Source organism: Caballeronia sp. GAWG1-5s-s (assembly GCF_023631445.1).
Classification (GTDB): domain Bacteria; phylum Pseudomonadota; class Gammaproteobacteria; order Burkholderiales; family Burkholderiaceae; genus Caballeronia.
Genome location: NZ_JALQDC010000006.1, coordinates 13,101 through 36,088, shown reverse-complemented (window position 1 = coordinate 36,088; position 22,988 = coordinate 13,101). Strand labels below are relative to the sequence as shown.

At 63.8% G+C, this 22,988-nt stretch carries 19 protein-coding genes and 1 pseudogene; 19 read left to right on the top strand and 1 reads right to left on the bottom strand.

The window, feature by feature from the left end; translation table 11 throughout:
• Positions 1 to 58: 58 nt before the first annotated feature.
• Both NCR34_RS08090 and rlmD read left to right on the top strand, forming a co-directional pair.
• Positions 59 to 835 carry a 3'-5' exonuclease gene (locus NCR34_RS08090; protein WP_175940446.1) on the top strand — a complete coding sequence of 259 codons (777 nt, stop codon included), beginning with the start codon at positions 59 to 61 and terminating at the stop codon, positions 833 to 835.
• A 60-nt stretch (positions 836 to 895) separates the two neighbouring features.
• Positions 896 to 2,314 carry a 23S rRNA (uracil(1939)-C(5))-methyltransferase RlmD gene (rlmD, locus tag NCR34_RS08085; RefSeq protein ID WP_502800062.1) on the top strand — a complete coding sequence of 473 codons (1,419 nt, stop codon included), beginning with the start codon at positions 896 to 898 and terminating at the stop codon, positions 2,312 to 2,314.
• Positions 2,315 to 2,392: 78 nt separating this feature from the next.
• Here the strand turns inward: rlmD and NCR34_RS08080 are convergent, their stop codons facing one another.
• Positions 2,393 to 3,091, bottom strand: coding sequence for a Bax inhibitor-1/YccA family protein (locus tag NCR34_RS08080; RefSeq protein ID WP_206466506.1), 699 nt, complete (start codon positions 3,089 to 3,091; stop codon positions 2,393 to 2,395).
• 326 nt (positions 3,092 to 3,417) lie between these two features.
• Here NCR34_RS08080 and ndk point away from each other — a divergent pair, with 326 nt between their 5' ends.
• The 17 genes and pseudogenes from ndk to NCR34_RS07995 all read left to right on the top strand — a co-directional run bounded on the left by ndk (position 3,418) and on the right by NCR34_RS07995 (position 22,983).
• Positions 3,418 to 3,843 (top strand): nucleoside-diphosphate kinase, encoded by a 426-nt coding sequence (ndk, locus tag NCR34_RS08075; RefSeq protein ID WP_248319946.1) that lies wholly within the window; start codon positions 3,418 to 3,420, stop codon positions 3,841 to 3,843.
• A gap of 155 nt (positions 3,844 to 3,998) precedes the next feature.
• Positions 3,999 to 5,141, top strand: coding sequence for a dual-specificity RNA methyltransferase RlmN (rlmN, locus tag NCR34_RS08070; RefSeq protein ID WP_244849066.1), 1,143 nt, complete (start codon positions 3,999 to 4,001; stop codon positions 5,139 to 5,141).
• 185 nt (positions 5,142 to 5,326) lie between these two features.
• Entirely contained in the window at positions 5,327 to 6,439 is a 1,113-nt protein-coding gene (locus tag NCR34_RS08065) for a helix-turn-helix domain-containing protein (protein WP_250499539.1), read from the top strand.
• 146 nt (positions 6,440 to 6,585) lie between these two features.
• Positions 6,586 to 7,902 (top strand): flavodoxin-dependent (E)-4-hydroxy-3-methylbut-2-enyl-diphosphate synthase, encoded by a 1,317-nt coding sequence (ispG, locus tag NCR34_RS08060; protein ID WP_250499538.1) that lies wholly within the window; start codon positions 6,586 to 6,588, stop codon positions 7,900 to 7,902.
• Between the two features lie 6 nt (positions 7,903 to 7,908).
• Positions 7,909 to 9,258, top strand: coding sequence for a histidine--tRNA ligase (hisS, locus tag NCR34_RS08055; RefSeq protein WP_250499537.1), 1,350 nt, complete (start codon positions 7,909 to 7,911; stop codon positions 9,256 to 9,258).
• 134 nt (positions 9,259 to 9,392) lie between these two features.
• Complete coding sequence (locus tag NCR34_RS08050; protein WP_248319943.1) at positions 9,393 to 10,022, top strand: tetratricopeptide repeat protein; 630 nt, start codon at positions 9,393 to 9,395, stop codon at positions 10,020 to 10,022.
• 137 nt (positions 10,023 to 10,159) lie between these two features.
• On the top strand, positions 10,160 to 11,302 hold the full coding sequence (bamB, locus tag NCR34_RS08045; RefSeq protein WP_250499587.1) for an outer membrane protein assembly factor BamB: 1,143 nt from the start codon (positions 10,160 to 10,162) through the stop codon (positions 11,300 to 11,302).
• A 360-nt stretch (positions 11,303 to 11,662) separates the two neighbouring features.
• Positions 11,663 to 13,003, top strand: a complete 1,341-nt coding sequence (der, locus tag NCR34_RS08040) for a ribosome biogenesis GTPase Der (RefSeq protein WP_175940437.1) — start codon at positions 11,663 to 11,665, stop codon at positions 13,001 to 13,003.
• Positions 13,004 to 13,152: 149 nt separating this feature from the next.
• The gene (gene hfq / locus NCR34_RS08035; RefSeq protein WP_006999489.1) at positions 13,153 to 13,389 is read left to right on the top strand and encodes an RNA chaperone Hfq; all 237 of its coding nucleotides are present in this window, start codon (positions 13,153 to 13,155) and stop codon (positions 13,387 to 13,389) included.
• Positions 13,390 to 13,463: 74 nt separating this feature from the next.
• Positions 13,464 to 14,544 (top strand): annotated as a pseudogene (gene hflX / locus NCR34_RS08030) (GTPase HflX); the annotation flags it as partial.
• 316 nt (positions 14,545 to 14,860) lie between these two features.
• Positions 14,861 to 16,249 (top strand): FtsH protease activity modulator HflK, encoded by a 1,389-nt coding sequence (gene hflK / locus NCR34_RS08025; RefSeq protein ID WP_248319941.1) that lies wholly within the window; start codon positions 14,861 to 14,863, stop codon positions 16,247 to 16,249.
• A 12-nt stretch (positions 16,250 to 16,261) separates the two neighbouring features.
• Positions 16,262 to 17,161: a protease modulator HflC gene (gene hflC / locus NCR34_RS08020; RefSeq protein ID WP_248319940.1), complete on the top strand. Its 900-nt coding sequence runs from the start codon at positions 16,262 to 16,264 to the stop codon at positions 17,159 to 17,161.
• Positions 17,162 to 17,215: 54 nt separating this feature from the next.
• Positions 17,216 to 17,401 carry a DUF2065 domain-containing protein gene (locus NCR34_RS08015; RefSeq protein WP_175940433.1) on the top strand — a complete coding sequence of 62 codons (186 nt, stop codon included), beginning with the start codon at positions 17,216 to 17,218 and terminating at the stop codon, positions 17,399 to 17,401.
• 90 nt (positions 17,402 to 17,491) lie between these two features.
• Complete coding sequence (locus NCR34_RS08010) at positions 17,492 to 18,664, top strand: ATP phosphoribosyltransferase regulatory subunit (protein ID WP_248319939.1); 1,173 nt, start codon at positions 17,492 to 17,494, stop codon at positions 18,662 to 18,664.
• A 129-nt stretch (positions 18,665 to 18,793) separates the two neighbouring features.
• Positions 18,794 to 20,140, top strand: a complete 1,347-nt coding sequence (locus NCR34_RS08005) for an adenylosuccinate synthase (protein ID WP_248319938.1) — start codon at positions 18,794 to 18,796, stop codon at positions 20,138 to 20,140.
• A gap of 104 nt (positions 20,141 to 20,244) precedes the next feature.
• Positions 20,245 to 20,805 (top strand): phosphoribosyltransferase, encoded by a 561-nt coding sequence (locus NCR34_RS08000; RefSeq protein WP_244846467.1) that lies wholly within the window; start codon positions 20,245 to 20,247, stop codon positions 20,803 to 20,805.
• 285 nt (positions 20,806 to 21,090) lie between these two features.
• Entirely contained in the window at positions 21,091 to 22,983 is a 1,893-nt protein-coding gene (locus NCR34_RS07995; RefSeq protein WP_250499535.1) for a potassium transporter Kup, read from the top strand.
• The last annotated feature ends 5 nt before the right edge of the window (positions 22,984 to 22,988 follow it).

Genomic DNA, 22,988 nt, shown 5'->3' with positions numbered 1-22,988 from the left:
CTTACCTGGCGCCCGCGAGGGCGTCGTCGCACTTGTTCTGCCGCATTCCCAGGATTCAATGACACCGATTCTCGTATTCGACATCGAGACGATCCCCGATGTCGACGGCATTCGCCGTCTCGAAGATTTGCCCGCCGATCTTTCGGATCGCGAAGTCGCCGACTATGCGTTCCAGATGCGCCGCGAGCGCGTCGGCAACGATTTTCTGCCGCACCATTTGCAACGCGTCGCGGCTATTTCATGCGTGTTTCGCGACAACAACGGCTTTCGCGTGCGCTCGCTCGGCGCGCCCGGCGACGGCGAGGCGGCGCTGATTCAGTCGTTCTATCGCGTGATCGAGAAATACACGCCGCAACTCGTATCATGGAACGGCGGCGGTTTCGATCTGCCGGTGCTGCATTACCGCGCGCTCGTGCATGGCATCGCCGCGCCGCGGTATTGGGACCTCGGCCAGGACGACCGCGAATTCAAATTCAACAACTACATCAGTCGCTATCACATGCGGCATATCGACCTGATGGACGTCCTCGCGATGTATCAGGCGCGCGCCAACGCCCCGCTCGACGCGCTCGCGAAGCTCTGCGGCTTTCCCGGCAAGCTCGGCATGGACGGCGGCAAGGTGTGGGATGCCTTCTGCGACGGCCAGCTCGACGAGATCCGCAATTATTGCGAGACGGATGTCGTCAACACGTATCTGATGTATTGCCGCTTCCAACTGATGCGCGGCGGCTTCTCGGCCGACGAATACAGCGACGAGGTCAACTTCGTGAAGAACGCGCTCGCGCAGGAAACGTCGCCGCACTGGGCCGAGTATCTGGCCGCGTTCGGCCGATGAGTTCTTGACGGTTCGTCTACAATCTCGCCTTTGCTATCACGTCAGTCAGGAAGTACGCAGGTGTCTGAAGCCGCTCGAAAAAATCCGCATCGCCGCCGCGCGGCGCCCGCGAAGTCCGTCACGCCCGATCCGTCGTTCGTCGCGCCTGAAATCGAAATCGACGCGCTCGATATGGACGCGCGCGGCGTCGGCCGCACGGTCAACGAGGACGGCGAGCCGGGCAAGGTCATCTTCGTGGAAGGCGCGTTGCCGGGCGAACGCGTGAGCTATTCGAGCTATCGCAAGAAGCCGAGCTTCGAGCAGGCGCAGGTGGTCAAGGTGCTGCGCGAAGCGGTAATCCGCACGAAGCCGAAGTGCCAGTTCTTCGGCACGTGCGGCGGCTGCTCGATGCAGCATCTCGACGTACGCGCGCAAATCGCGGTCAAGCAGCGCGTGCTGGAAGACAATCTTCAGCATCTGGCGAAGCTGCGCGCGGAAACCATGTTCCGGCCGATTCATGGTCCGTCGTGGGGATACCGTTATCGCGCGCGGCTCACCGTGCGCCACGTCGAAAAGAAGGGCGGCGTGCTGGTCGGCTTTCACGAGCGCAAGAGCAGCTACGTTGCCGACATGACGAGCTGCGAAGTGCTGCCGCCGCACGTTTCCGGGATGCTCGTGCCGCTGCGTCATCTCGTAGCGGGGCTGTCGATCCGCGATCGCATGCCACAGATCGAGCTGGCGGTGGGCTCGGACGTGACGGCGCTCGTTCTGCGCATTCTGGAACCCCTGACCGAAGCCGACGAAGCGCTGCTGCGCGCGTTCGCCGACGAGCACAACGTGCAGTTCTGGCTGCAGCCGAAGGGTCCGGACACCGTTTATCCGTTCTATCCGCTCGACCGCGAACTGGCATATACGCTGCCGGAATTCGACATCCGTATGCCGTTCAAGCCGACCGACTTCACGCAGGTCAATCATCAGATCAACCGCGTGCTCGTGTCCCGCGCGTTGAGCTTGCTCGCGGCGGAACGCACCGATCGCGTGCTCGATCTGTTCTGCGGCATCGGCAATTTCACGCTGCCGCTCGCGCGAGTGTCGCGCGAAGTGGTGGGCATCGAGGGTAGCGAGGCGCTGACGGCTCGCGCGCTCGAGAATGCGAAGGCGAACGGCGTCGATGGACACACGTCCTTCGCGTGCCGGAATCTGTTCGAAGTCACCGCCGACGACATGCGCGCGCTCGGCCGCTTCGACAAGTTCCTGATCGATCCGCCGCGCGAAGGGGCGCTCGCGGTGTCGAAGGCGCTCGCGGACATCGCGCAAAGCGGCGACGACGCGATTCTTCCCAAGCGCATCGTCTACGTATCCTGCAACCCGGCGACGCTCGCGCGCGATGCCGGTTTGCTCGTGCACGAGGCCGGTTACCGGATGAAGGGCGCGGGCGTCGTGAACATGTTCCCGCATACATCGCACGTCGAATCGATCGCGCTGTTCGAGCGGGACTGATCTTCGCGCGTTTTCAGCAGGCAAAGAAAAACCGGCCCGAAGGCCGGTTTTTTTCGTTTCAGCGAAGCGGTTTCGCAATCAGTTGCGATTGCCGCCGAAGATGCCGAGCAGCGCCAGCAGGTTCGTGAACACGTTGTACAGGTCGAGGTAGATGGCCAGCGTCGCGCTAATGTAATTCGTCTCGCCGCCGTTCACGACGCGCTGCACGTCGAACAGCATGTACGCCGAGAAGATCACGATGGCGAGCACGGAGATCGTCATCATCAGCGCTGGCAGTTGCAGGAAGATGTTCGCGAATGCGGCGAGCAGAATGACGATCACGCCCATGAACAGGAACTTGCCCAGCCCCGAGAAATCACGCTTGCTGACCGTCGCGATGGTGGCCATGGCCGCGAAAATCACGCCCGTGCCGCCGAACGCCATCATGATGAGCTGCGGCCCGTTCGAAAAGCCGAGAATGAAGCTCAAGAGGCGCGAGAGCATCAGTCCCATGAAGAACGTGAAGCCGAGCAAGACGACTACGCCCATGCCGCTGTTCTTCGTCTTTTCGATCGCGAACATGAAGCCGAACGCGATGGCGAGGAACGCGATAAAGCTCATTGCCGGGCTCGTGGCCGCGAACAGCGAAAAGCCTGTCGCGACGCCGATGTACGCGCCGAGAACCGTCGGCACCATCGAGAGCGCCAGCAGCCAGTAAGTATTGCGCAGCACCTTGTTGCGCACCTCGACCGAGGTGACGGCGCCAGTGCGGCCGAAGCCGTAGGGTGATTCGTTCATGGTTTCTCCTTGCTCCAATTGTCCGTCGTTCAGTTTTACCGCTACGTTCTGATTACACGGGATCCTAACGTCGCTGTCTTAAGCCAGTATTAGTATCGCAATGGTGCACGGCTGGTCCATTGAGATACCGCGTTTTGCTCCAATATGGCTGCGGCGCGCGCAGAATTCAATGCTTGCCCGCTCTATTTCACAGCCCGCATGCAGCCAGCCCACGCATGCTTTGATCCTTACGGTGCCGTAAGGTTTCAATCGCAATCATACCTTGCTTCGTGCTACAATTGTCGATTCGTTTTAATCCGTAAACCGTTCATTTTTTGGAGTTTTTCATGGCGATCGAGCGCACCCTGTCGATTATCAAGCCGGACGCAGTGGCAAAGAACGTTATCGGCCAGATCTACAGCCGTTTCGAGAACGCTGGTCTGAAGATCATCGCGTCGCGCATGGTTCATCTCTCGCGCGCCGACGCAGAGAAGTTCTACGCGGTGCACGCCGCGCGTCCGTTCTTCAAGGACCTCGTGGAGTTCATGGTGTCGGGTCCGGTCATGATCCAGGTGCTGGAAGGCGAGAACGCAATTTCCAAGAACCGCGACCTGATGGGCGCCACCGACCCGAAAAAGGCTGACAAGGGCACGATTCGCGCCGACTTCGCCGACAGCATCGACGCGAACGCCGTGCACGGCTCCGACGCTCCGGAAACGGCGCGCCACGAAATCGCGTTCTTCTTCCCGGAAGTGAACGTCTACTCGCGTTAATTCCTGTGCTGGTCGCCGCGCCTGTTCAAGGGCGCGGTCAAACGCGCCTCAGCACAAGAATAGCTGCAAAATGAGTTGTAAATAAGCAGGAATTTGGCGCGAACGGTCCCGGGCAAGCGCCCGGGCTTCGCAATCTGGAAATGGCAGAACTCGACATGACGAGCAGCAGCACCGTCAATCTTCTCGATCTCGACGCCGCCGGGCTGGTCGCTTACTGCGGCAGTCTCGGCGAAAAGCCGTTTCGCGCCAAGCAATTGCAACGCTGGATTCATCAGTTTGGCGCCGACGACTTCGACGGCATGACGGATCTCGCGAAATCTTTGCGCGAAAAACTCAAGGGTCGCGCCACGCTGGCGATGCCCGACATCATTCGCGACCACGTTTCCGCCGACGGCACGCGCAAGTGGCTGATCGACGTCGGCAACGGCAACGCGGTCGAAACCGTGTTCATCCCCGAAGAGACGCGCGGCACGCTTTGCGTGTCGTCGCAGGCGGGATGCGCGGTCAACTGCCGGTTCTGCTCCACCGGCAAGCAAGGCTTCTCCCGGAATCTGACGACCGGCGAGATCATCGGCCAGTTGCGCATGGCGGAGTTCGCGCTGCGCAAGTCGCTCGGGCGTGACGTCGGCGGGCCGGGCAAGGGCGAGCGCGTCGTCACGAACGTCGTGATGATGGGCATGGGCGAGCCGATGCTGAACTACGACGCCGTCGTGCCGGCCATGCGCCTGATGCTCGACGACAACGCCTACGGCCTGTCGCGCCGCCGCGTCACGCTGTCCACGTCCGGCGTCGTGCCGATGATGGACCGGCTCGCGGCCGATCTTCCCGTGGCGCTCGCGGTGTCGCTGCACGCGCCGAACGATCCGCTGCGCGACATGCTCGTGCCGCTCAACAAGAAGTATCCGTTGCGCGAGCTGATGGCGGCCTGCCAGCGGTATCTGAAGGTCGCGCCGCGCGACTTCATCACGTTCGAATACTGCATGCTGGACGGCGTGAACGACAGCGAGGCTCACGCCCGCGAATTGCTCGCGGTGACGCGCGACGTGCCGTGCAAGTTCAACCTCATTCCGTTCAATCCGTTCCCGGAATCCGGCCTCACGCGCTCGAAGAACGAGCAGATCAAACGGTTCGCGCAGGTACTGATCGACGCGGGCGTCGTCACGACTGTGCGCAAGACGCGCGGCGACGACATCGACGCGGCATGCGGTCAGCTCGCGGGCGCGGTGCAGGATCGCACGCGGCTCGCCGAGCGCACGAACCGCGCGGGAAGCAAGGTGATCGAGGTGCGCGCGGTCTGACGGATTCGCGGCTGCGCCCACACTCCGACATGGCGAGACGGCAACGACCATGAGGCAAGCGCCGCGCGAAGGCGAACATTTTGTTATAAAGCGGTCTGCAACGGCGCCGGAGTTGTATCGTTCAGTGCTTTTGAACCTGACGGCGCGGCAGCGCAATATAAAAGAATCGATGCGAGGAATTTGGGATGAGTGAGCCGCAACACCCGACGCCTTTCGGCAGTCATACCGACGAAATGTCCGGCGATCAGCATGATGCCCGGACGCGGGTCGGAGGGGCGGCATCGCGCGAGGGCCAGCCGGAGACGCTGGACTCGTTGCAGGCAGTCGGCGCGCGTCTCGTGCAACTCCGGCACGCCAAGGGATGGTCCATCGACGACGTTTCCGCCCGGCTGAAGGTGTCGTCGCAAAAGCTCGCCGCGCTCGAAGAAGGCGACATCAGCCAGTTGCCCGACCGGACGTTCGCGGCGGGCATCGTGCGCAGCTACGCGAAAGTGCTCGGCGCCGACCCGGCGCCGTTCACGCAGGCGTTCCGGCGTGACGGCGTGCCCGTCGAGCACAATCTGAAGGTACCGGCGTCGTCGGGCGCGGGCTTGCCGCGCGGCCGCGTGTCCGTGCCGCTCGGCAATTCGTCGGGCCGCAAGCGTTCGTGGCTGTGGGGCGTCGCGGCGATCGTCGCGGTGCTCGCTGCGCTCGTGATGTGGCATACCGGCGGCGATTCTTCGGCGTGGCTTGCGCGGCTCAAGTCGAGCACCGGCGCGGGGCTCGCGTCCACGTCCGGCGACAAGCCGGCCGCGTCGCAAGTCGCGACGCCCGACGAGGCCGCCGCCGCGAACACCGGCGAGGCCTCGCTGCCCGAAGTGGCGGCCGCGCCCGGCGAGCAGCCGATGCCGCGTCCGCTCGGCACGAACGCGCTGCCGGCGTCGTCGTCCACCATCACGGCGGTGCAGAGCGCGAGCGCGCCCGCAGTCGCCGCGCCCGCGCCGAAGGCGGCATCGGCGGCTGTTGCGACGGCACCGGCTTCGGCCGCGACCGTGGCAACCACGGGCAAGGGCACGAACGCCGTCGAATTGAAAGTGAAGGAAGATAGCTGGTTCAGCGTGCGCGGCAAGGACGGCAAGGAAGTCTTCTCCGGACTGGTGCGCGCGGGCAGCACGCAGCGCGTTCAAGGCGAAGCGCCGTTCAAGGTGACGGTCGGAAACGCGAGGGGCGTCGAGTCGCTCTCCGTGGATGAAGAGCCCGTCGACGCCAAGAAGTATTCTTCCGCCCGCGGAAACGTCGCGCGCTTCTCGCTGCCGTAAGGACATCACGCGGGCGGCTTGAGGCTCCGCGCGACGCGCGCGGACAAGTCAGGGGCGCCACGGTCTTTGCCGTGACGCCCGTTCGAGGTTCCATTCAAGCAACTCCGGCTGCCTGTCAGCGCCCGCGGTTGCCAAAGGGTTTTTCGATGCAATCCGAAGCTCAATCCCTGATTAGCAGCAAAATCTGTTCGACGGAGCCGGTCTTCGGCGGTCCGTTGCCGCGCCGTTCGTCCCATGCGGTGGACGTGCGCTGGGGCGGCCAGCTCGTGACCATCGGCGGAGATGCGCCCGTTCGCGTCCAGTCGATGACCAACACCGATACGGCCGACGCCATCGGCACTGCGATCCAGATCAAGGAACTCGCGCAAGCCGGCTCGGAACTCGTGCGCATCACGGTGAATACGCCCGAAGCGGCGGCGGCCGTGCCGCATATCCGCGAGCAGCTCGACCGCATGGGCGTGACCGTGCCGCTCGTCGGCGACTTCCACTACAACGGCCACTTGCTGCTGCGCGAGCATCCGGCGTGCGCCGAGGCGTTGTCGAAGTATCGGATCAACCCGGGCAACGTCGGACAGGGCGCGAAGCGCGACACGCAATTCGCGCAGATGATCGAAGCGGCAATCCAGTACGACAAGCCGGTGCGTATCGGCGTGAACTGGGGTAGCCTCGATCAGGACCTGCTCGCGCGCATGATGGACGAAAACGCCGCCCGCGCGACGCCGTGGGAGCTGCAAAGCGTGATGTACGAGGCGCTGATCCAGTCGGCCATCGGCTCGGCGGAACGCGCCGTGGAACTGGGGCTCGGACGCGACAAGATCATCCTATCGTGCAAGGTGAGCGGCGTGCAGGACTTGATCGCGGTTTATCGCGAACTCGCCAAACGCTGCAGCTTCGCGCTGCATCTCGGCCTGACCGAGGCGGGCATGGGCTCGAAGGGCATCGTGGCGTCCACGGCGGCGCTGTCGGTGCTGCTGCAAGAGGGCATCGGCGACACCATCCGCATCTCGCTCACGCCCGAGCCGGGCGGCGCGCGTACCGGCGAAGTGGTCGTCGGACAAGAGATTCTGCAGACCATGGGCCTGCGCTCGTTCACGCCGATGGTCATTGCGTGTCCCGGCTGCGGCCGCACGACGAGCACGTTGTTCCAGGAACTCGCGTCGCAGATTCAAACCTACCTGCGCAATTCGATGCCCGTCTGGCGCGATCAGTACCCCGGCGTCGAAAAGATGCACGTCGCCGTGATGGGCTGCATCGTCAACGGGCCGGGCGAGTCGAAGCACGCGAACATCGGCATCAGCCTGCCGGGTTCGGGCGAAAATCCGGCCGCGCCCGTGTTCGTCGACGGCGTGAAGGTGAAGACGCTGCGCGGCGAGCGCATTGCCGAAGAATTCCAGCAAATCGTTAGCGACTACGTCGAGCGCACTTACGGCAAGCGCGTCGAAACGTCCGCGGCATCAATCTAAAGACAGATGACTGAACAGAAGAAACGGCTCGCGAAGCTGACGGGCGTGAAGGGCATGAACGACATCCTCCCGCAGGATGCCGCATTGTGGGACTTCTTCGAAACCACCGTGAAGTCGATGCTGCGCGCATACGGCTATCAGAACATTCGCACGCCGATCGTTGAGCATACGCAGCTTTTCACGCGTGGTATCGGTGAAGTGACCGATATCGTCGAGAAGGAGATGTACAGCTTCACCGACGCGCTGAACGGCGAGCATCTCACCATGCGCCCGGAAAATACGGCGGCCGTCGTGCGCGCGACCATCGAGCACAACCTGCTGTACGACGGCCCGAAGCGCCTGTGGTACATCGGCCCGATGTTCCGGCACGAGCGTCCGCAGCGCGGGCGGTATCGCCAGTTCCATCAGGTCGGCGTCGAGGCGCTCGGCTTCGCGGGTCCGGATACGGACGCGGAAATCATCATGATGTGTCAGCGCCTGTGGGACGACCTCGGGCTGACGGGCATCCGCCTCGAACTGAACTCGCTCGGCCAGGCGCACGAACGCGCGGCGCACCGCGAGAAGCTGATCGCGTATCTGGAACAGCACGTCGATGTACTCGACGAGGAAGCGAAGCGCCGTCTCTACACAAACCCGCTGCGCGTGCTCGACACGAAGAATCCGGCGATGCAGGAGATCGCGCAGAACGCGCCGAAGCTCGTCGATTTTCTGGGCGATGAGTCGCGCAAGCACTTCGAAGGCGTGCAGCGGCTGCTGAAGGCCAACAATATTCCGTTCACGATCAACCCGCGTCTCGTGCGCGGCCTGGATTACTACAACCTCACCGTCTTCGAGTGGGTGACCGACAAGCTCGGCGCGCAGGGCACGGTGGCGGGCGGCGGGCGCTACGATCCGCTGATCGAACAGCTCGGCGGCAAGCCCACCGCCGCATGCGGCTGGGCGATGGGCGTCGAGCGCATTCTCGAACTGCTGAAGGAAGAAAATCTGGTGCCGGATGCCGAGGGCACGGACGTCTACGTCGTGCATCAGGGCGAGCAGGCCGCGGAGCAGGCGTTCATCGTGGCCGAGCGTCTGCGCGACACGGGCCTCGACGTGATTCTGCATTGCAGCCCGGACGGCGCGTCTTCCAGCTTCAAGTCGCAGATGAAGAAGGCGGACGCAAGCGGCGCGGCGTTCGCGGTGGTGCTCGGCGAGGACGAACTCGCGCAGGGCATGATCGGCGTGAAGCCGCTGCGCCGCTCGGGCGACGAAACGGCCGATGCGCAAAAGAACGAGCAGGTGAACGTTCCGGCGGAAGACTTGACCGAATACCTAATCAATGCGATGGTTGCAACCGCCGCGGACGAGGATGCCTAAAGCATAGGCATCGAAGCGAAGCCGTGCGCATCCGGCGGAATCGAGTGCAAGCGCGTGCGAGCGCGTGTAAGCGCGTTCCGCCATCGCGCCACGCGAACGAAGGGCCATGAAACGCAGGAAGGAATAGCTGGACGATGAGTTACCACGACGAACAAGAATCGCTGGAAAGTGTCAAGGCCTGGTGGGCCAAATGGGGTAACACCACGACGTGGATCGTGCTCGTGGCGCTCGTCGTTGCGGCCGCTTTCAACGGCTGGAATTACTGGCAGCGGCGTCAGGCTGCCGAGGCTTCGGTGCTGTACGACCAGCTTCAGCAGGCCGTCAACGGCAGCGATCAGAAGCTCGTCGCGCGGGTCGCATCGGACATGGAAGACAAGTTCGGCCGCACCGCTTACGCCGAGATGAGCGCGCTTCTGGCGGCGAAGTCCCTATATATGGCAGGCGATACGGCCGGCGCGAAGGCGCAGTTGCAGTGGGCCGTCGATCACGCGAAAGACGACGAGTACAAGCAGATCGCGAAGCTGCGCCTCGCGCTCGTGCTCTCCGACGAGAAAAACTACGACGCCGGCCTGAAGCTGCTCGCCGACGCGCCGCTCGATGCGTTCAAGGGCGTGATCGCAGACCGCCGGGGCGATCTGCTCGCCGCGCAAGGCAAGCGCGACGATGCGCGCGCCGCCTACCAGACGGCCCTCGGCGCGCTGCCGCCGAACGATACATCCGCGCGGCAACTGGTCCAGTTCAAGCTCGATGCGCTCGGCGGCTGATCCGCATCGCTTCCGCCGTTCGGCGCTCCGCTAGCGCCGAAGCCGATTCGCCAATCAAGCCGCCGCGCCGCGTGTCGCCCGCAAGCGATTCGCGGCCGCGCCGGTCAACCGAATTCACATTCATGTTGCGTCCTCCGATGATCCAATTGAAACGCTTCGCCGTGCCGCTCGCCTGCGCGATGACCGTGCTTCTGGCCGCTTGTTCGTCGACCAAGGACGAGCGCCGCGTGCCGACGCCGCTCGTCGAGTTCAAGCCGGTGCTGAACGTCAGCCAGGCGTGGAAGGCCAGCGTCGGCAAGGCCGGCCGCTATCTGTTCTCGCCGGTCGCGGTGGGCGACGCCGTCTACGCCGCGGGCGAAAACGGCACCGTCGCGAAGATCGACGCGAAAACGGGCCAGGACGTCTGGCGCACGAAGCTCAAGGACGACCTGTCGGCAGGCGTCGGCAGCGATGGCAATCTGACGGCGGTCGGCGGCCTGAAGGGCGCGGTGTACGTGCTCGGACCCGACGGCAAGCAGTTGTGGACGGCGACCGCGCCGGGCGAAATCATCTCGCCGCCGCTCGTCGGCAACGACCTCGTGATCGTGCGCACCATCGACGGCAAGGTGGTCGCGTTCAACGCGCAGACCGGCGAGCAGAAGTGGATCTTCCAGTTGCGCGCCGTGCCGTTGAATCTGCGCGTGGCCGCCGGCATGACGTTCGCCGGCAGTCAGGCGGTACTCGCGGGCTTCCCGGGCGGCAACTTCGCTGCGATCAACCTGCAAACGGGCGATGCCTACTGGCAAGCGCCGGTGTCGTATCCGAAGGGCGTGACCGAAGTCGAGCGCATCAACGACGTCACGGGCGCGCCCGGTCTCGTCGGCGCGCAGACCTGCGCGGTCACGTTCCAGGGCAAGATCGGCTGCTTCGACGCCAATTCGGGCCGTGCGGTGTGGGAGAAGAACTTCTCGAGCGACAGCGGCCTCGCGCAAGACGAGCAGATCGTCGCGGCGGGCGACGACTGGTCGGTCGTGAATGCGTTCCGTGCCGCCGACGGTTCGCCCGTCTGGAAGAACGACAAGCTCAAGAACCGCCAGGTGAGCGTGCCGTTCATCCTCGGCCGCGCGGTCGTTCTCGGCGACTACAAGGGCTTCGTGCATTTCCTGAGCACGGACAACGGCGAACTCGTGGGCCGCGCGCCGACCGACGGCAGCGCGATCACCGCCGCGCCGGTGCTCGCGGGCAATACGCTCGTCGTGCAGACGCATGACGGCGATCTCTACGGCTTCCGTCCGCAGTAAGTCTCGGAACGGCGCGTCGGCTCGCCCGAGGCGAAGCGCCGTGGAAAGGGCGCTGGCGGGTTCGTCCGCGCGGCATGCAGGAAAGAGGGCGCGTCCACCGTACGCGCCCGGCAACAACACTCAGTACGCAGGGCCTGACAGAACAAAGCGCGTCGCGCGGTGACGCGGCGCGAGAATAGCCCTCGGACAGACAGAACAACGGCGCTCGGCGCCGGCGCTCGACCGCCACGCACCCTCGCGTGGCTCGGGCCGAATCCATGCTAATTTTCGACAAGCGCAGCCATTGCGCGGCGTAGGCGGGACTGACGTTCGCACCGCACGTTTCGCGTTCGCCTTGCGTTCAACCGTGAACAACATCTGATGAAACCCGTGATTGCCCTCGTCGGGCGCCCCAATGTGGGGAAATCGACTCTCTTCAACCGGCTGACGCGTTCGCGCGATGCGCTCGTCGCCGACCTGCCTGGCCTGACGCGCGACCGCCACTACGGCGAGGGCCGCGTCGGCGGCGAACGGCCGTATCTCGTCGTGGATACGGGCGGCTTCGAGCCGGTGGCGAAAGACGGCATCCTCCACGAAATGGCGCGCCAGACGCGGCAGGCCGTGGAGGAAGCGGACGTCGTCGTGTTCATCGTCGATGGACGCAACGGGCTCGCGCCGCAGGACAAGTCCATCGCGGACTACTTGCGCAAGACCGGCCGGCCGCTCTTTCTTGTCGTGAACAAGGCCGAGGGCATGAAGTACACGGCGGTCGCGTCCGACTTCTACGAGCTCGGTCTCGGCGATCCGCGGGCGATTTCGGCCGCGCACGGCGACGGGGTGACCGAGATGATCAACGACGCGCTCGACATCGCCTATGCCGGTCACGCAGAAGAGAGCGAGGAAGAAAAGGCGCAGCACGGCGTGAAGATCGCTATCGTCGGGAGACCGAACGTCGGCAAGTCGACGCTCGTGAACACGCTGATCGGCGAGGAGCGCGTGATCGCGTTCGACATGCCGGGCACCACGCGCGATTCGATCTACGTTGATTTCGAGCGACAAGGCCGCAAATACACCCTGATCGACACGGCCGGTCTGCGTCGACGCGGCAAGGTGTTCGAGGCGATCGAGAAGTTCTCGGTCGTGAAGACCCTGCAGTCGATCTCGGATGCGAACGTCGTGATCCTGCTGCTCGACGCGCAGCAGGACATTTCGGATCAGGACGCGCATATCGCGGGCTTCGTCGTCGAACAGGGACGCGCGCTCGTGGTAGGCGTGAACAAGTGGGACGGTCTTGACTCGCATGTGCGCGAGCGCACCAAGGCCGATCTCACGCGCAAGCTCAAGTTTTTGGACTTTGCTAAATTTCACTACGTCTCGGCGCTGGAGAAGACCGGCATCGGCGCGCTGATGAAATCGGTCGACGACGCCTACGCCGCCGCGATGGCCAAGCTGCCGACGCCGAAGCTCACGCGCGCGCTGATCGAAGCCGTGGAGTTCCAGCAGCCGCGCCGCCGCGGGCCCGTGCGGCCGAAGCTTCGCTATGCGCACCAGGGCGGTCAGAACCCGCCGATCATCGTCGTGCATGGCAACGCGCTCGATGCGGTCACGGATACCTATAAACGGTATCTGGAAGGGCGCTTTCGAGAAACTTTTGGACTGGCCGGCACTCCATTGCGCATAGAGTTCCGCTCGAGCAAGAACCCTTATGCGGACAAGGACTGAGAGCCGCTTCAGTCAAGCGTTGCGGCCCGATTGGCCGGGTGGCCGATCTCTTGCCGAAACGAAAATCGGCTATAGTGTAGCGATTGTCGGCGGATCTCTTTTTCTTCGTCCACAATACTTCTAACCTGCAAAAAAATACGGAGTTTGCTATGAGCAACAAAGGGCAATTGTTACAAGACCCGTTTTTGAACGCGCTGCGTAAAGAGCACGTGCCGGTGTCGATCTATTTGGTCAACGGCATCAAGCTTCAGGGGAACATCGAATCGTTCGACCAGTACGTTGTGTTGCTCAGAAATACGGTCACCCAGATGGTCTACAAGCACGCCATTTCCACGGTCGTGCCGGCCCGTCCGGTGAATTTCCATCCGGACGCCGAATCGTCCTAAACCTCGTCGCGGCCGGCGGCAAGATCGCAGCTAAATGCGACTCGCCGGTCGCTTCAAAAAACGAATACATCAATTTGATTAACGCCGCACTCGTCGGCATCGACTTCGGCAAGATCGATTTCGAAGCCAGTCTCGAAGAACTCAGTCTGCTCGCAGAAAGCGCGGGCGCCCATCCCGCCGTTACGCTCACTGGACGCAGGTCCAGTCCGGACGCCAAAATGTTCATCGGCAGCGGAAAGGTCGAAGAACTGCGCCTTTCCTGCGAAGCGAACGACGTCGAACTCGTCATCTTCAATCACGCCCTCGCGCCGGCGCAGCAGCGCAATCTCGAGATGGCGCTGAACCGCCGCGTGGTGGATCGCACGAGCCTCATTCTCGATATCTTCGCGCAGCGCGCCCGCAGCCACGAAGGCAAGCTGCAGGTCGAGCTCGCGCAACTGCAATATCTGTCGACGCGGCTGATTCGCGCGTGGACTCACCTCGAACGGCAGAAGGGCGGCATCGGCTTGCGCGGTCCCGGCGAAACACAGCTGGAAACCGACCGCCGTCTGATCGGCGAACGCATCAAGGCGCTCAAGACGCGTCTTGCGAAACTGCGCCGCCAGCACGGCACGCAGCGCCGGCAGCGCACGCGCAATCGCACGTTGTCGGTGTCGCTCGTCGGTTATACGAACGCGGGCAAGTCCACGCTCTTCAATGCGCTCACCAAGGCGCAGGCGTACGCGGCCAACCAGTTGTTCGCCACGCTCGACACCACTTCGCGCCGCGTGTTTCTCGGCGAGGAAGCGGGGCAAGTGGTGGTGTCCGATACGGTCGGCTTCATCCGCGAGTTGCCGCACCAGCTCGTCGCCGCATTCCGCGCGACGCTGGAGGAAACCGTTCACGCGGATCTGCTGCTGCATGTCGTGGATGCATCGAGCCCCGTGCGCCTCGATCAGATCGATCAGGTGAACGAGGTATTGCGCAGCATCGGCGCCGAATCCATTCGCCAGATTCTCGTCTTCAACAAGATCGACGCAGTGCCGGAACTGGCGGCCCGCGGCGAGGCGGTTGAAAGGGACGAGTATGGTAATATTTCGCGCGTCTTTTTGAGCGCGCGCACCGGTCAGGGACTCGACGAACTGCGCGCCGCCATCGCTGAAATCGCTGCGGCCGACGAAGGCGAACCCGAAGAAAGCCTGCCCAGCGTGCTCGCCGAAACACAAGCGCCGGCGGAAACGTCGGAAATGTCGGGAACGCCGGAAGTGTCGGATAAGACGGAAGTATCGAATGCGCCGGAAGCCACGGACGTCACACAATCCGTGCAACCCGCGCAGTCCGGGCCGAACGAGACACACGACGCCAACGCGCAGCCGGAAGACCACCGGCCAGCCGAACAACGTGACGGCCACCAGGTTCCCGAGCACGGACACTGAACTGCTCCGCAATACCGACGCGGCATCGAACCGGCTGTCTAATGGTGAATCACCGAGTGAACGATTACAACGAGCGGACTAACAGGCAGCGCATGCGCGCCGTCTTTTCCATCAACGATCCGCGCTGGGGGCGGGGCGACGCCAATGGTGTAAAGAACGACGCGAAGCGTCCGCAAGACGGCAAGCGCGGCAACGGCAAGGAAGAAGGCCCGCCCGACCTCGATGAGATGTGGCGCGAGTTCAACCGCCGGATCGCGGGCATCTTCGGCCGCAAGCCGGGCGGCGGCATGCCGCGCGACAACGGCCGCGGCACGAAGATCGGGGTCGGCATCGTCATCGGCGTGTTGATCGCCATCTATCTCGGCAGCGGCGTGTTCGTCGTGCAGGACGGACACGTGGGCGTGGTTTCCCAGTTCGGCCAGTATCGGCAGACGGTGCCGCAGGGCATCCACTGGCGCTTGCCGTATCCGTTCCAGTCGCACGATATCGTCGATACGTCGCAGATCCGCTCGGTCGAGATCGGGCGCGGCGTCGCGCTCGCGCAGGGCAACGTGCGCGATGCATCGCTGCTCACGAACGAGGCCGACATTCTCGACGTGCGCTTCGCGGTGCAGTATCAGATCAAGTCGCCGACCGACTTCCTGTTCCGCAATCTCGATCCCGACCAGAGCGTGACCGAAGCCGCGCAAGCCGCGATCCGCGAGATCGCGGGCGCGTCGGCGACGGACGATCTGCTCTACAAGGACCGCGACACGCTGCGCGCGCGTCTGGCCGAGACCATCCAGCACTCGCTCGACGCGTATCGCACCGGCTTGCAGGTCACGGGCGTCACGGTGCAGAGCGTGCAGGTGCCGACTCAGGTGCAGGCGGCGTTCGAAGAAGCGTCGCGCGTGCGGCAGGACAACGAGCGCGCCCGCGACACCGCCGAAGCCTACGCGAATCAGCTATTGCCGCGCGCGAAGGCCGATGCCGCGAAGATGATCGACGAAGCGACCGCCTACAGCAATCGCCAAGTCACGCAGGCACAGGGCGACGCCGAGCGCTTCAAGCAGGTCTACGCCGAATACTCGAAGGCGCCCGCCGTCATTCGCCAACGCATGTACCTGGACACGATGCAGCAGATCTACTCCCGCACCACGAAGGTCTTCGTGGACAGCAAGGCCGGCAACAACGTGGTGTATCTGCCGCTCGACAAGCTCGTCGAAGCGAATCGTCAGCAGGCGAAAGACGCAGCCGCGAACCCGGCCGACGCCGCGTCGGCCAGCGCGCCCGCTACGGCTAGCGCCGAAGTGCGCGCGCAAGGCTCCGCCGCCGCTTCAGCCGCTGCGGTCCCCGCAAGCGGCGCGGCAGGCGCGAGCGCGCCGAACGCCGCGAGCGGCGCTGGCGACCCGCTGCGCTCGCGCGATGCGTTCCGCTCGCGCAGCCGTCAAGACGATCTGCAGTAAGGAGCGCTCAACATGAATCGAATCATTGCGCTCGTCGTCGCGGTCGTGGTCGTGCTCTTCATCGGCTCGTCGATGGTCTTCACCGTCGACGAACGGCATGCCGGCGTGGTGGCCGCGCACGGCGACAGCAACCCGCGTCTCGATGGCCCCGGCCTGCACTTCAAGCTGCCGCCGCCGTTTCAAACGCTGACGCTCATCGACACGCGCACCCTCACCATCGACGAGGGCGGGGCGGACCGCTTCACCACGTCGGACAAGAACGAAGTGCTCGTCAACACGGTCATCAAGTATCGCGTGGCGGACCCGCTGAAGCTCTTCGTGAGCAACGAAAAGAACACGCAGAGCGCGCAGGAACGCCTCGCCGCGCTGACCCGCACCGCGCTTGCGAGCGCGTTCGCGAATCGCTCGCTCAGCGATGCGCTCGCCAATCAGCAAGCGCTCGAAACCGAGGCGCAGAAGGCGGTGGAAGGCGCGGCATCCGGCTTTGGCGTGAAGTTGGTCGATCTGCAGATGACGCGCGTCGACTTTCCGTCGGCTGTGGCGGATTCCGTCTACAAGCGCATGATCGCCGCGCGTCAGCAAGCGGCCGCGAACGAGCGCGCGAAGGGCACCGCGGACGCCGACAAGATCAAGGCCGACGCCGAGCGCGAGCAGCAGCAGATTCTCGCCGACGCCTACAGCCAGGCGCAGTCCATCAAGGGCGAAGGAGACAGCAAGGCGGCAGCCATCGCCGCCGATGCCTATGGACGCGACCCGCAGTTTTACCAGTTCTATCAGAGCCTCGAAGCGTACAAGAAGACGTTCAAGCCGGGCGACGTGATCGTGGTCGACCCGAGCAGCGACTTTTTTCGTTTCATGAAGAGCCCGAACGGCGGCGTCGACACGTCCGCCTCCGCCGCGCCGAAGCGCTGACCGCACCCGCGCCGCGCGGCTCTCTCGTCGCGCGGCGCTCATCCTCCGTAGACAATGGTCGAGACGATACTGCTCGCTCTTGCGTTGATGTTGATTATCGAAGGCATGTTCCCCTTCGTCTTTCCGACGGCCTGGCGCGATACGTTCCGCCGCATCGCCGAGCGCCCGCCGCATCACATCCGCATCGGCGGGTTGATCGCGATGGTGCTGGGCTTGATTCTGCTCGTTATCGCGACCTAGCCGCGAAGCCGCGTCTTTTCGCCTATCTTTGTCCTTATCCTTCCATGCGCGCCGCGCTTTGACGCGTCGCGCCCCGCAGGAAACGTATCGATGTCCACCTGGCTTCTTCCCGAGAATATTGCCGACGTGTTGCCGTCGGAAGCGCGCAAGATCGAAGAAATGCGCCGGCGCCTCCTCGACCGCTTCCGTTCGTACGGCTACGAGCTGGTCATGCCGCCGATGCTCGAATACCTCGAATCGCTGCTGACGAGCGGCGGCAGCGACCTCAATCTGCGCACGTTCAAGCTCGTCGATCAGCTTTCCGGGCGCACGCTCGGCCTGCGCGCGGATATTACGCCGCAAGTCTCGCGCATCGATGCGCACTTGCTGAACCGGCAGGGCGTGACGCGCCTGTGCTATGCCGGCGTCGTGCTGCACACGCGTCCGCGCGGCCTGCACGCCACGCGCGAGCAGATTCAGATCGGCGCGGAAATCTTCGGCCACGCCGGCCTCGAAGCCGACCTCGAAATTCAGCAGCTGATGCTCGACTCGCTGCATCTCGCCGGTCTGACGAAAGTGCGGCTCGATCTGTGTCACGCGGGCGTGCTGGCGGCGTTGCTGGAACTGGAGCCGGCGGCGGCATCGCTCGGCGAGGCGCTCTACGACGCGCTCGCGAGCAAAGACGTGCCGCGCCTGAACGAACTGACGGCGCATCTCGGTCAAGTGCCGCGCGAGGCATTGCGCGCGTTGCCCTCGCTGTACGGCGACGCCTCCGTGCTCGAGACGGCGCGCGCGCGTCTGCCGAATCTGCCGGTGATCGCCCGCGCGCTCGACGATCTCGCGTTCCTCGCGTCTCAGGCGGATGGCGCGGAACTGATGATCGACCTCGCCGATTTGCGCGGCTACGCGTACCACAGCGGCGTGATGTTCTCGGCGTACGTCGATGGCGTGCCGAACGCGGTGGCGCGCGGCGGCCGTTACGACGACGTGGGCCTCGCCTACGGCCGGGCGCGCCCCGCGACGGGCTTCTCGCTCGATCTGCGCGAAGTGGCGCGCATTTCGCCCGTCGATGCGCGCGGCAGCGCGATCCTCGCGCCGTGGAAGCACGACGAACCGCTGCGCGCGGCGGTCGCGGCATTGCGCGATGCCGGAGAAGTCGTGATTCAGGCGCTGCCGGGCCACGATCACGACCTCGACGAGTTCGCGTTCGACCGCGTGCTGATCGAACGCGACGGCCGCTGGGAAGTGGAAGAGCGCGTGACGCCGGCGCGCGCAGGCGTCTGATCGGCAAGGACTTTTGCGAAGACGCGCGTGCGCGCGCCGACGTGACGGAATCGCGAAACGCATCCCGAAAAATTCGGAACGCGCCGCGAACATAGGTAAAATACGTTTTTAACCAGCTAACGAATCAACATGTCTGCCAGTGCAGTGAATGTGAACCCAGGGCGCAATGTCGTCGTGGTGGGCACCCAATGGGGTGATGAGGGCAAGGGCAAGATCGTCGACTGGCTGACGGACCACGCCCAGGGCGTCGTGCGCTTCCAGGGCGGTCACAACGCCGGACACACGCTCATCATCGGCGGCAAGAAAACCATTTTGCGCCTCATCCCGTCGGGCATCATGCGCGCGGGCACGGCCTGTTACATAGGCAATGGCGTCGTGTTGTCGCCCGAGGCGCTCTTCAAGGAAATCGACGAACTGGAAGGCGCGGGCATCGACGTCTCGAAGCGTCTGTTCATTTCCGAAGCCGCCACGCTGGTTCTGCCGTACCACGTCGCCATCGACCAGGCGCGCGAAGCCAAGCGCGGCGCCGGCAAGATCGGCACGACGGGGCGCGGCATCGGCCCGGCGTACGAAGACAAGGTCGCGCGTCGCGGCCTGCGCGTGCAGGATCTCTTCGACCGCGCCGTGTTCGAGGAGCGTCTCTCCGAAGCGCTCGACTTCCATAACTTCGTGCTGACGCAATACCTCGGCGCGAAGGCCGTCGACTTCCAGCAAACGCTCGATACGATGCTCGGTTTCGCCGACCGTCTCGGGCCCATGGTCACCGACGTTTCGCGCCGTCTCTACGACGAAAACCACGCTGGCCGCAATCTGCTGTTCGAAGGCGCGCAAGGCACGCTGCTCGATATCGACCACGGCACGTATCCGTTCGTCACGTCGAGCAACTGCGTCGCCGGTGCGGCGACGGCCGGCGCGGGCGTCGGCCCGCAGAAGCTGAATTACATTCTCGGCATCACGAAGGCGTACTGCACGCGCGTCGGTTCGGGCCCGTTCCCGAGCGAACTGTACGACGCGGACAACGCGCAGCGTCAGGATCAAGTGGGTCTGAACCTCGCCACGGTCGGCAAGGAATTCGGCTCGGTCACGGGCCGCCCGCGCCGTACCGGCTGGCTGGATGCCGCCGCGCTGCGCCGTTCCATTCAGATCAACGGCATCTCGGGCCTGTGCATGACCAAGCTCGACGTGCTCGACGGCCTCGAAGAAGTGAAGCTGTGCGTCGGCTATACGCTCGACGGCAAGCCGGTCGACATTCTTCCGCGCGGCGCATCGGAAGTGGCGCGCTGCGAGCCGGTCTACGAGACCTTCGGCGGCTGGAAGGAAAGCACCATCGGCATCACGCAGTGGGACAGCCTGCCCGAAAACGCGCGCGCTTATCTCACGCGCGTGCAGGAAGTGGCCGGCGTGCCGATCGACATGGTTTCGACCGGTCCGGACCGCGACGAAACCATTCTGCTTCGTCATCCGTTCAAGGTCTGAGCGCGCGTTAGCCTCGACCTGAACCGGACGCTGTAAAGAATGTGGCCGCTTCATGCGGCCACATTTCGTATATAACCGCAGTATGCAATCGAAAGAGCCTCACCATGATCGCGATGACCGACCCGCGTAACGACGACAAGAATCTCTGGGTCAACTGGGACGAATATCACCGGTTGATCGAACTGCTCGCGCTGAACGTGCACGACTCCGGATGGAAGTTCGACAAGATCCTGTGTCTCGCGCGCGGCGGTCTGCGCGTGGGCGACCAGCTGTCGCGCATCTACGACCTGCCGCTCGCCATTCTCGCGACGAGCTCGTATCGCGAAGCCGCGGGCACGCAGCAGGGCGATCTCGACATCGCGCAGTACATCACCATGACGCGCGGCGAGTTGTCGGGCAACGTGCTGCTGGTGGACGATCTCGTCGATTCGGGCGTGACGCTCGCGCGCGTGCAGGAGCATCTGAAGGAGCGTTATCCCGCGATCACGGCCGTGCGTTCCGCGGTGCTGTGGTACAAGGCGTGCTCGAAGGTGAAGCCGGACTACCACGTTCAGTTTCTCGAAACGAATCCGTGGATTCATCAGCCGTTCGAGGAATGGGACACCGTGCGTCCGCACAACCTCGGCGCGTGGATCAAGCGAGGCATGCAAAACGGCCGCGCGTAAGCGAACCACCGCTTTGTTTCGACAAGAGGCGCCGTTGCGCCCGGGCTTGCGCCCGGCGCAACGGCGTTTTGCATTTCGGGCTGCTTTCACCGCGAACCGCGCATCAAGCGAGCGGAAGGATGCGCGTAAGCATGCACGACCTGCCGACGTGTTTGGGGCGCGATGCTAAACTTCCAGTCGCGCCTGTCGTGGCAAGTGAGCAACATGCGAGAGGCCGTTTTTGCGCGCGGCGTTAGATAGAATGGCGTTCGGTTTTTTACCGCTCTGGACGGACATTTCGTTTTTATGACTACCCTGACTCACGCGCAAGAGCGCAAACAGCCTTTGCCTTCGCTTGCGCTCGCGGCCATCGGCGTCGTCTTCGGCGACATCGGCACGAGTCCTCTCTATGCGCTGAAGGAAGCCTTCAGTCCCTCGCACGGCATCGGTCTTTCCGAAGCCTCGATTCTCGGCGTCATCTCACTGCTCTTCTGGGCCATCGTGATGGTGGTCGCGATCAAATACGTGCTGTTCGTCATGCGCGCCGACAACAACGGCGAAGGCGGCGTGTTCGCGATGATGACCCTCGCGCTGCGCAGCGTGAAAGATCCCGGCCGACTCTCCGGCGTGCTGATGATGCTCGGCATCTTCGGCGCGTGCATGTTCTATGGCGATGCAGTCATCACGCCGGCCATGTCCGTCATCTCGGCGGTGGAAGGTCTCGAAATCGCCGCGCCCAAGCTGTCGCCGTACGTGATTCCGATCACGATGATCATCCTCATCATGCTCTTCTGGATTCAGCGGCACGGCACGGCGGTCGTCGGCAAGCTGTTCGGGCCGATCATGCTGCTGTGGTTCCTGACGCTCGCGGTGCTGGGCGCGTATCACATCGCGCTCGCGCCGGGCGTGCTGATCGCGCTGAATCCGTACTATGCGATCTCGTTCATGGCCGACCATGTGCTGCAAGCGTACATCGTGCTCGGATCGGTGGTGCTGGTGCTGACGGGCGCGGAGGCGCTCTACGCGGACATGGGGCACTTCGGCGCAAAGCCTATCCGCTTCGGCTGGTACGGAATCGTCATGCCGTCGCTCTTGCTGAACTACTTCGGCCAGGGCGCGCTCTTGATGCATTCGCCGAAGGCCATCGAGAGTCCGTTCTTCCTGCTCGCGCCGGAATGGGCGCTGCTGCCGCTCGTCATTCTCTCGACCATCGCTACCGTCATCGCGTCGCAAGCCGTCATCTCGGGCGCGTACTCGCTCACGAGTCAGGCCATCCAGCTCGGCTACGTGCCGCGCATGAAGATCCTGCATACGTCGGAACTGGCCATCGGGCAGATCTATATTCCGCTCGTCAACTGGATGCTGCTGTTCATCATTCTGTGCATCGTCGTCGGCTTCAAGAGCTCGGAGAATCTGGCGGCGGCCTATGGTCTCGCCGTGACTGCGACGATGCTGGTGACCACCATCCTAGTGTCGGTCGTGATGACGAACCTGTGGGGCTGGAACCGCTTTCTCGTCGGCGGGATGATCGCCGTGTTCCTCGTGATCGACATCGGCTTCTTCGGCGCGAGCCTGTTGAAGATCGAGCAGGGCGGCTGGCTGCCGTTGTGCATCGGCGGGGCGCTCTTCTTCCTCTTGATGACGTGGTACAAGGGCCGCATGATCGTGAAGGATCGCACGGCGGCCGACGGTATTCCGCTCATGCCGTTCCTTCAAGGGCTGCTCGCGCATCCGCCGCATCGCGTGTCGGGCACTGCCATCTATCTGACGGGCAGCGATTCGCTCGTTCCGGTGAGCCTTCTGCACAATCTCAAGCACAACAAGGTGCTGCACGAGCGCACGATTTTCCTGAACTTCCTCACGCGCGATATTCCGTATGTGGACGACTCGCATCGCCTGGACGTGAAGGACATCGGCGGCGGGCTGTTTCTGGTGAAAGCGGCGTACGGCTTCAACGAAACGCCGGACGTGAAGGCCGTGCTCGAGCAGATCACGCGCACGCATGCGATGACCTTCGAGCTGATGGACACCTCGTTCTTCATGGCGCGCGAAACAGTCGTGCCGACGGAGCTTCCGGGCATGTCGGTGTGGCGCGAGCGTGTCTTCGCGTGGATGCATCAGAACGCCGCGAAGCCGACCGATTTCTTCAGCATTCCGGCGAACCGCGTGGTCGAACTTGGGACCAAGATCGAGATCTGACCGCG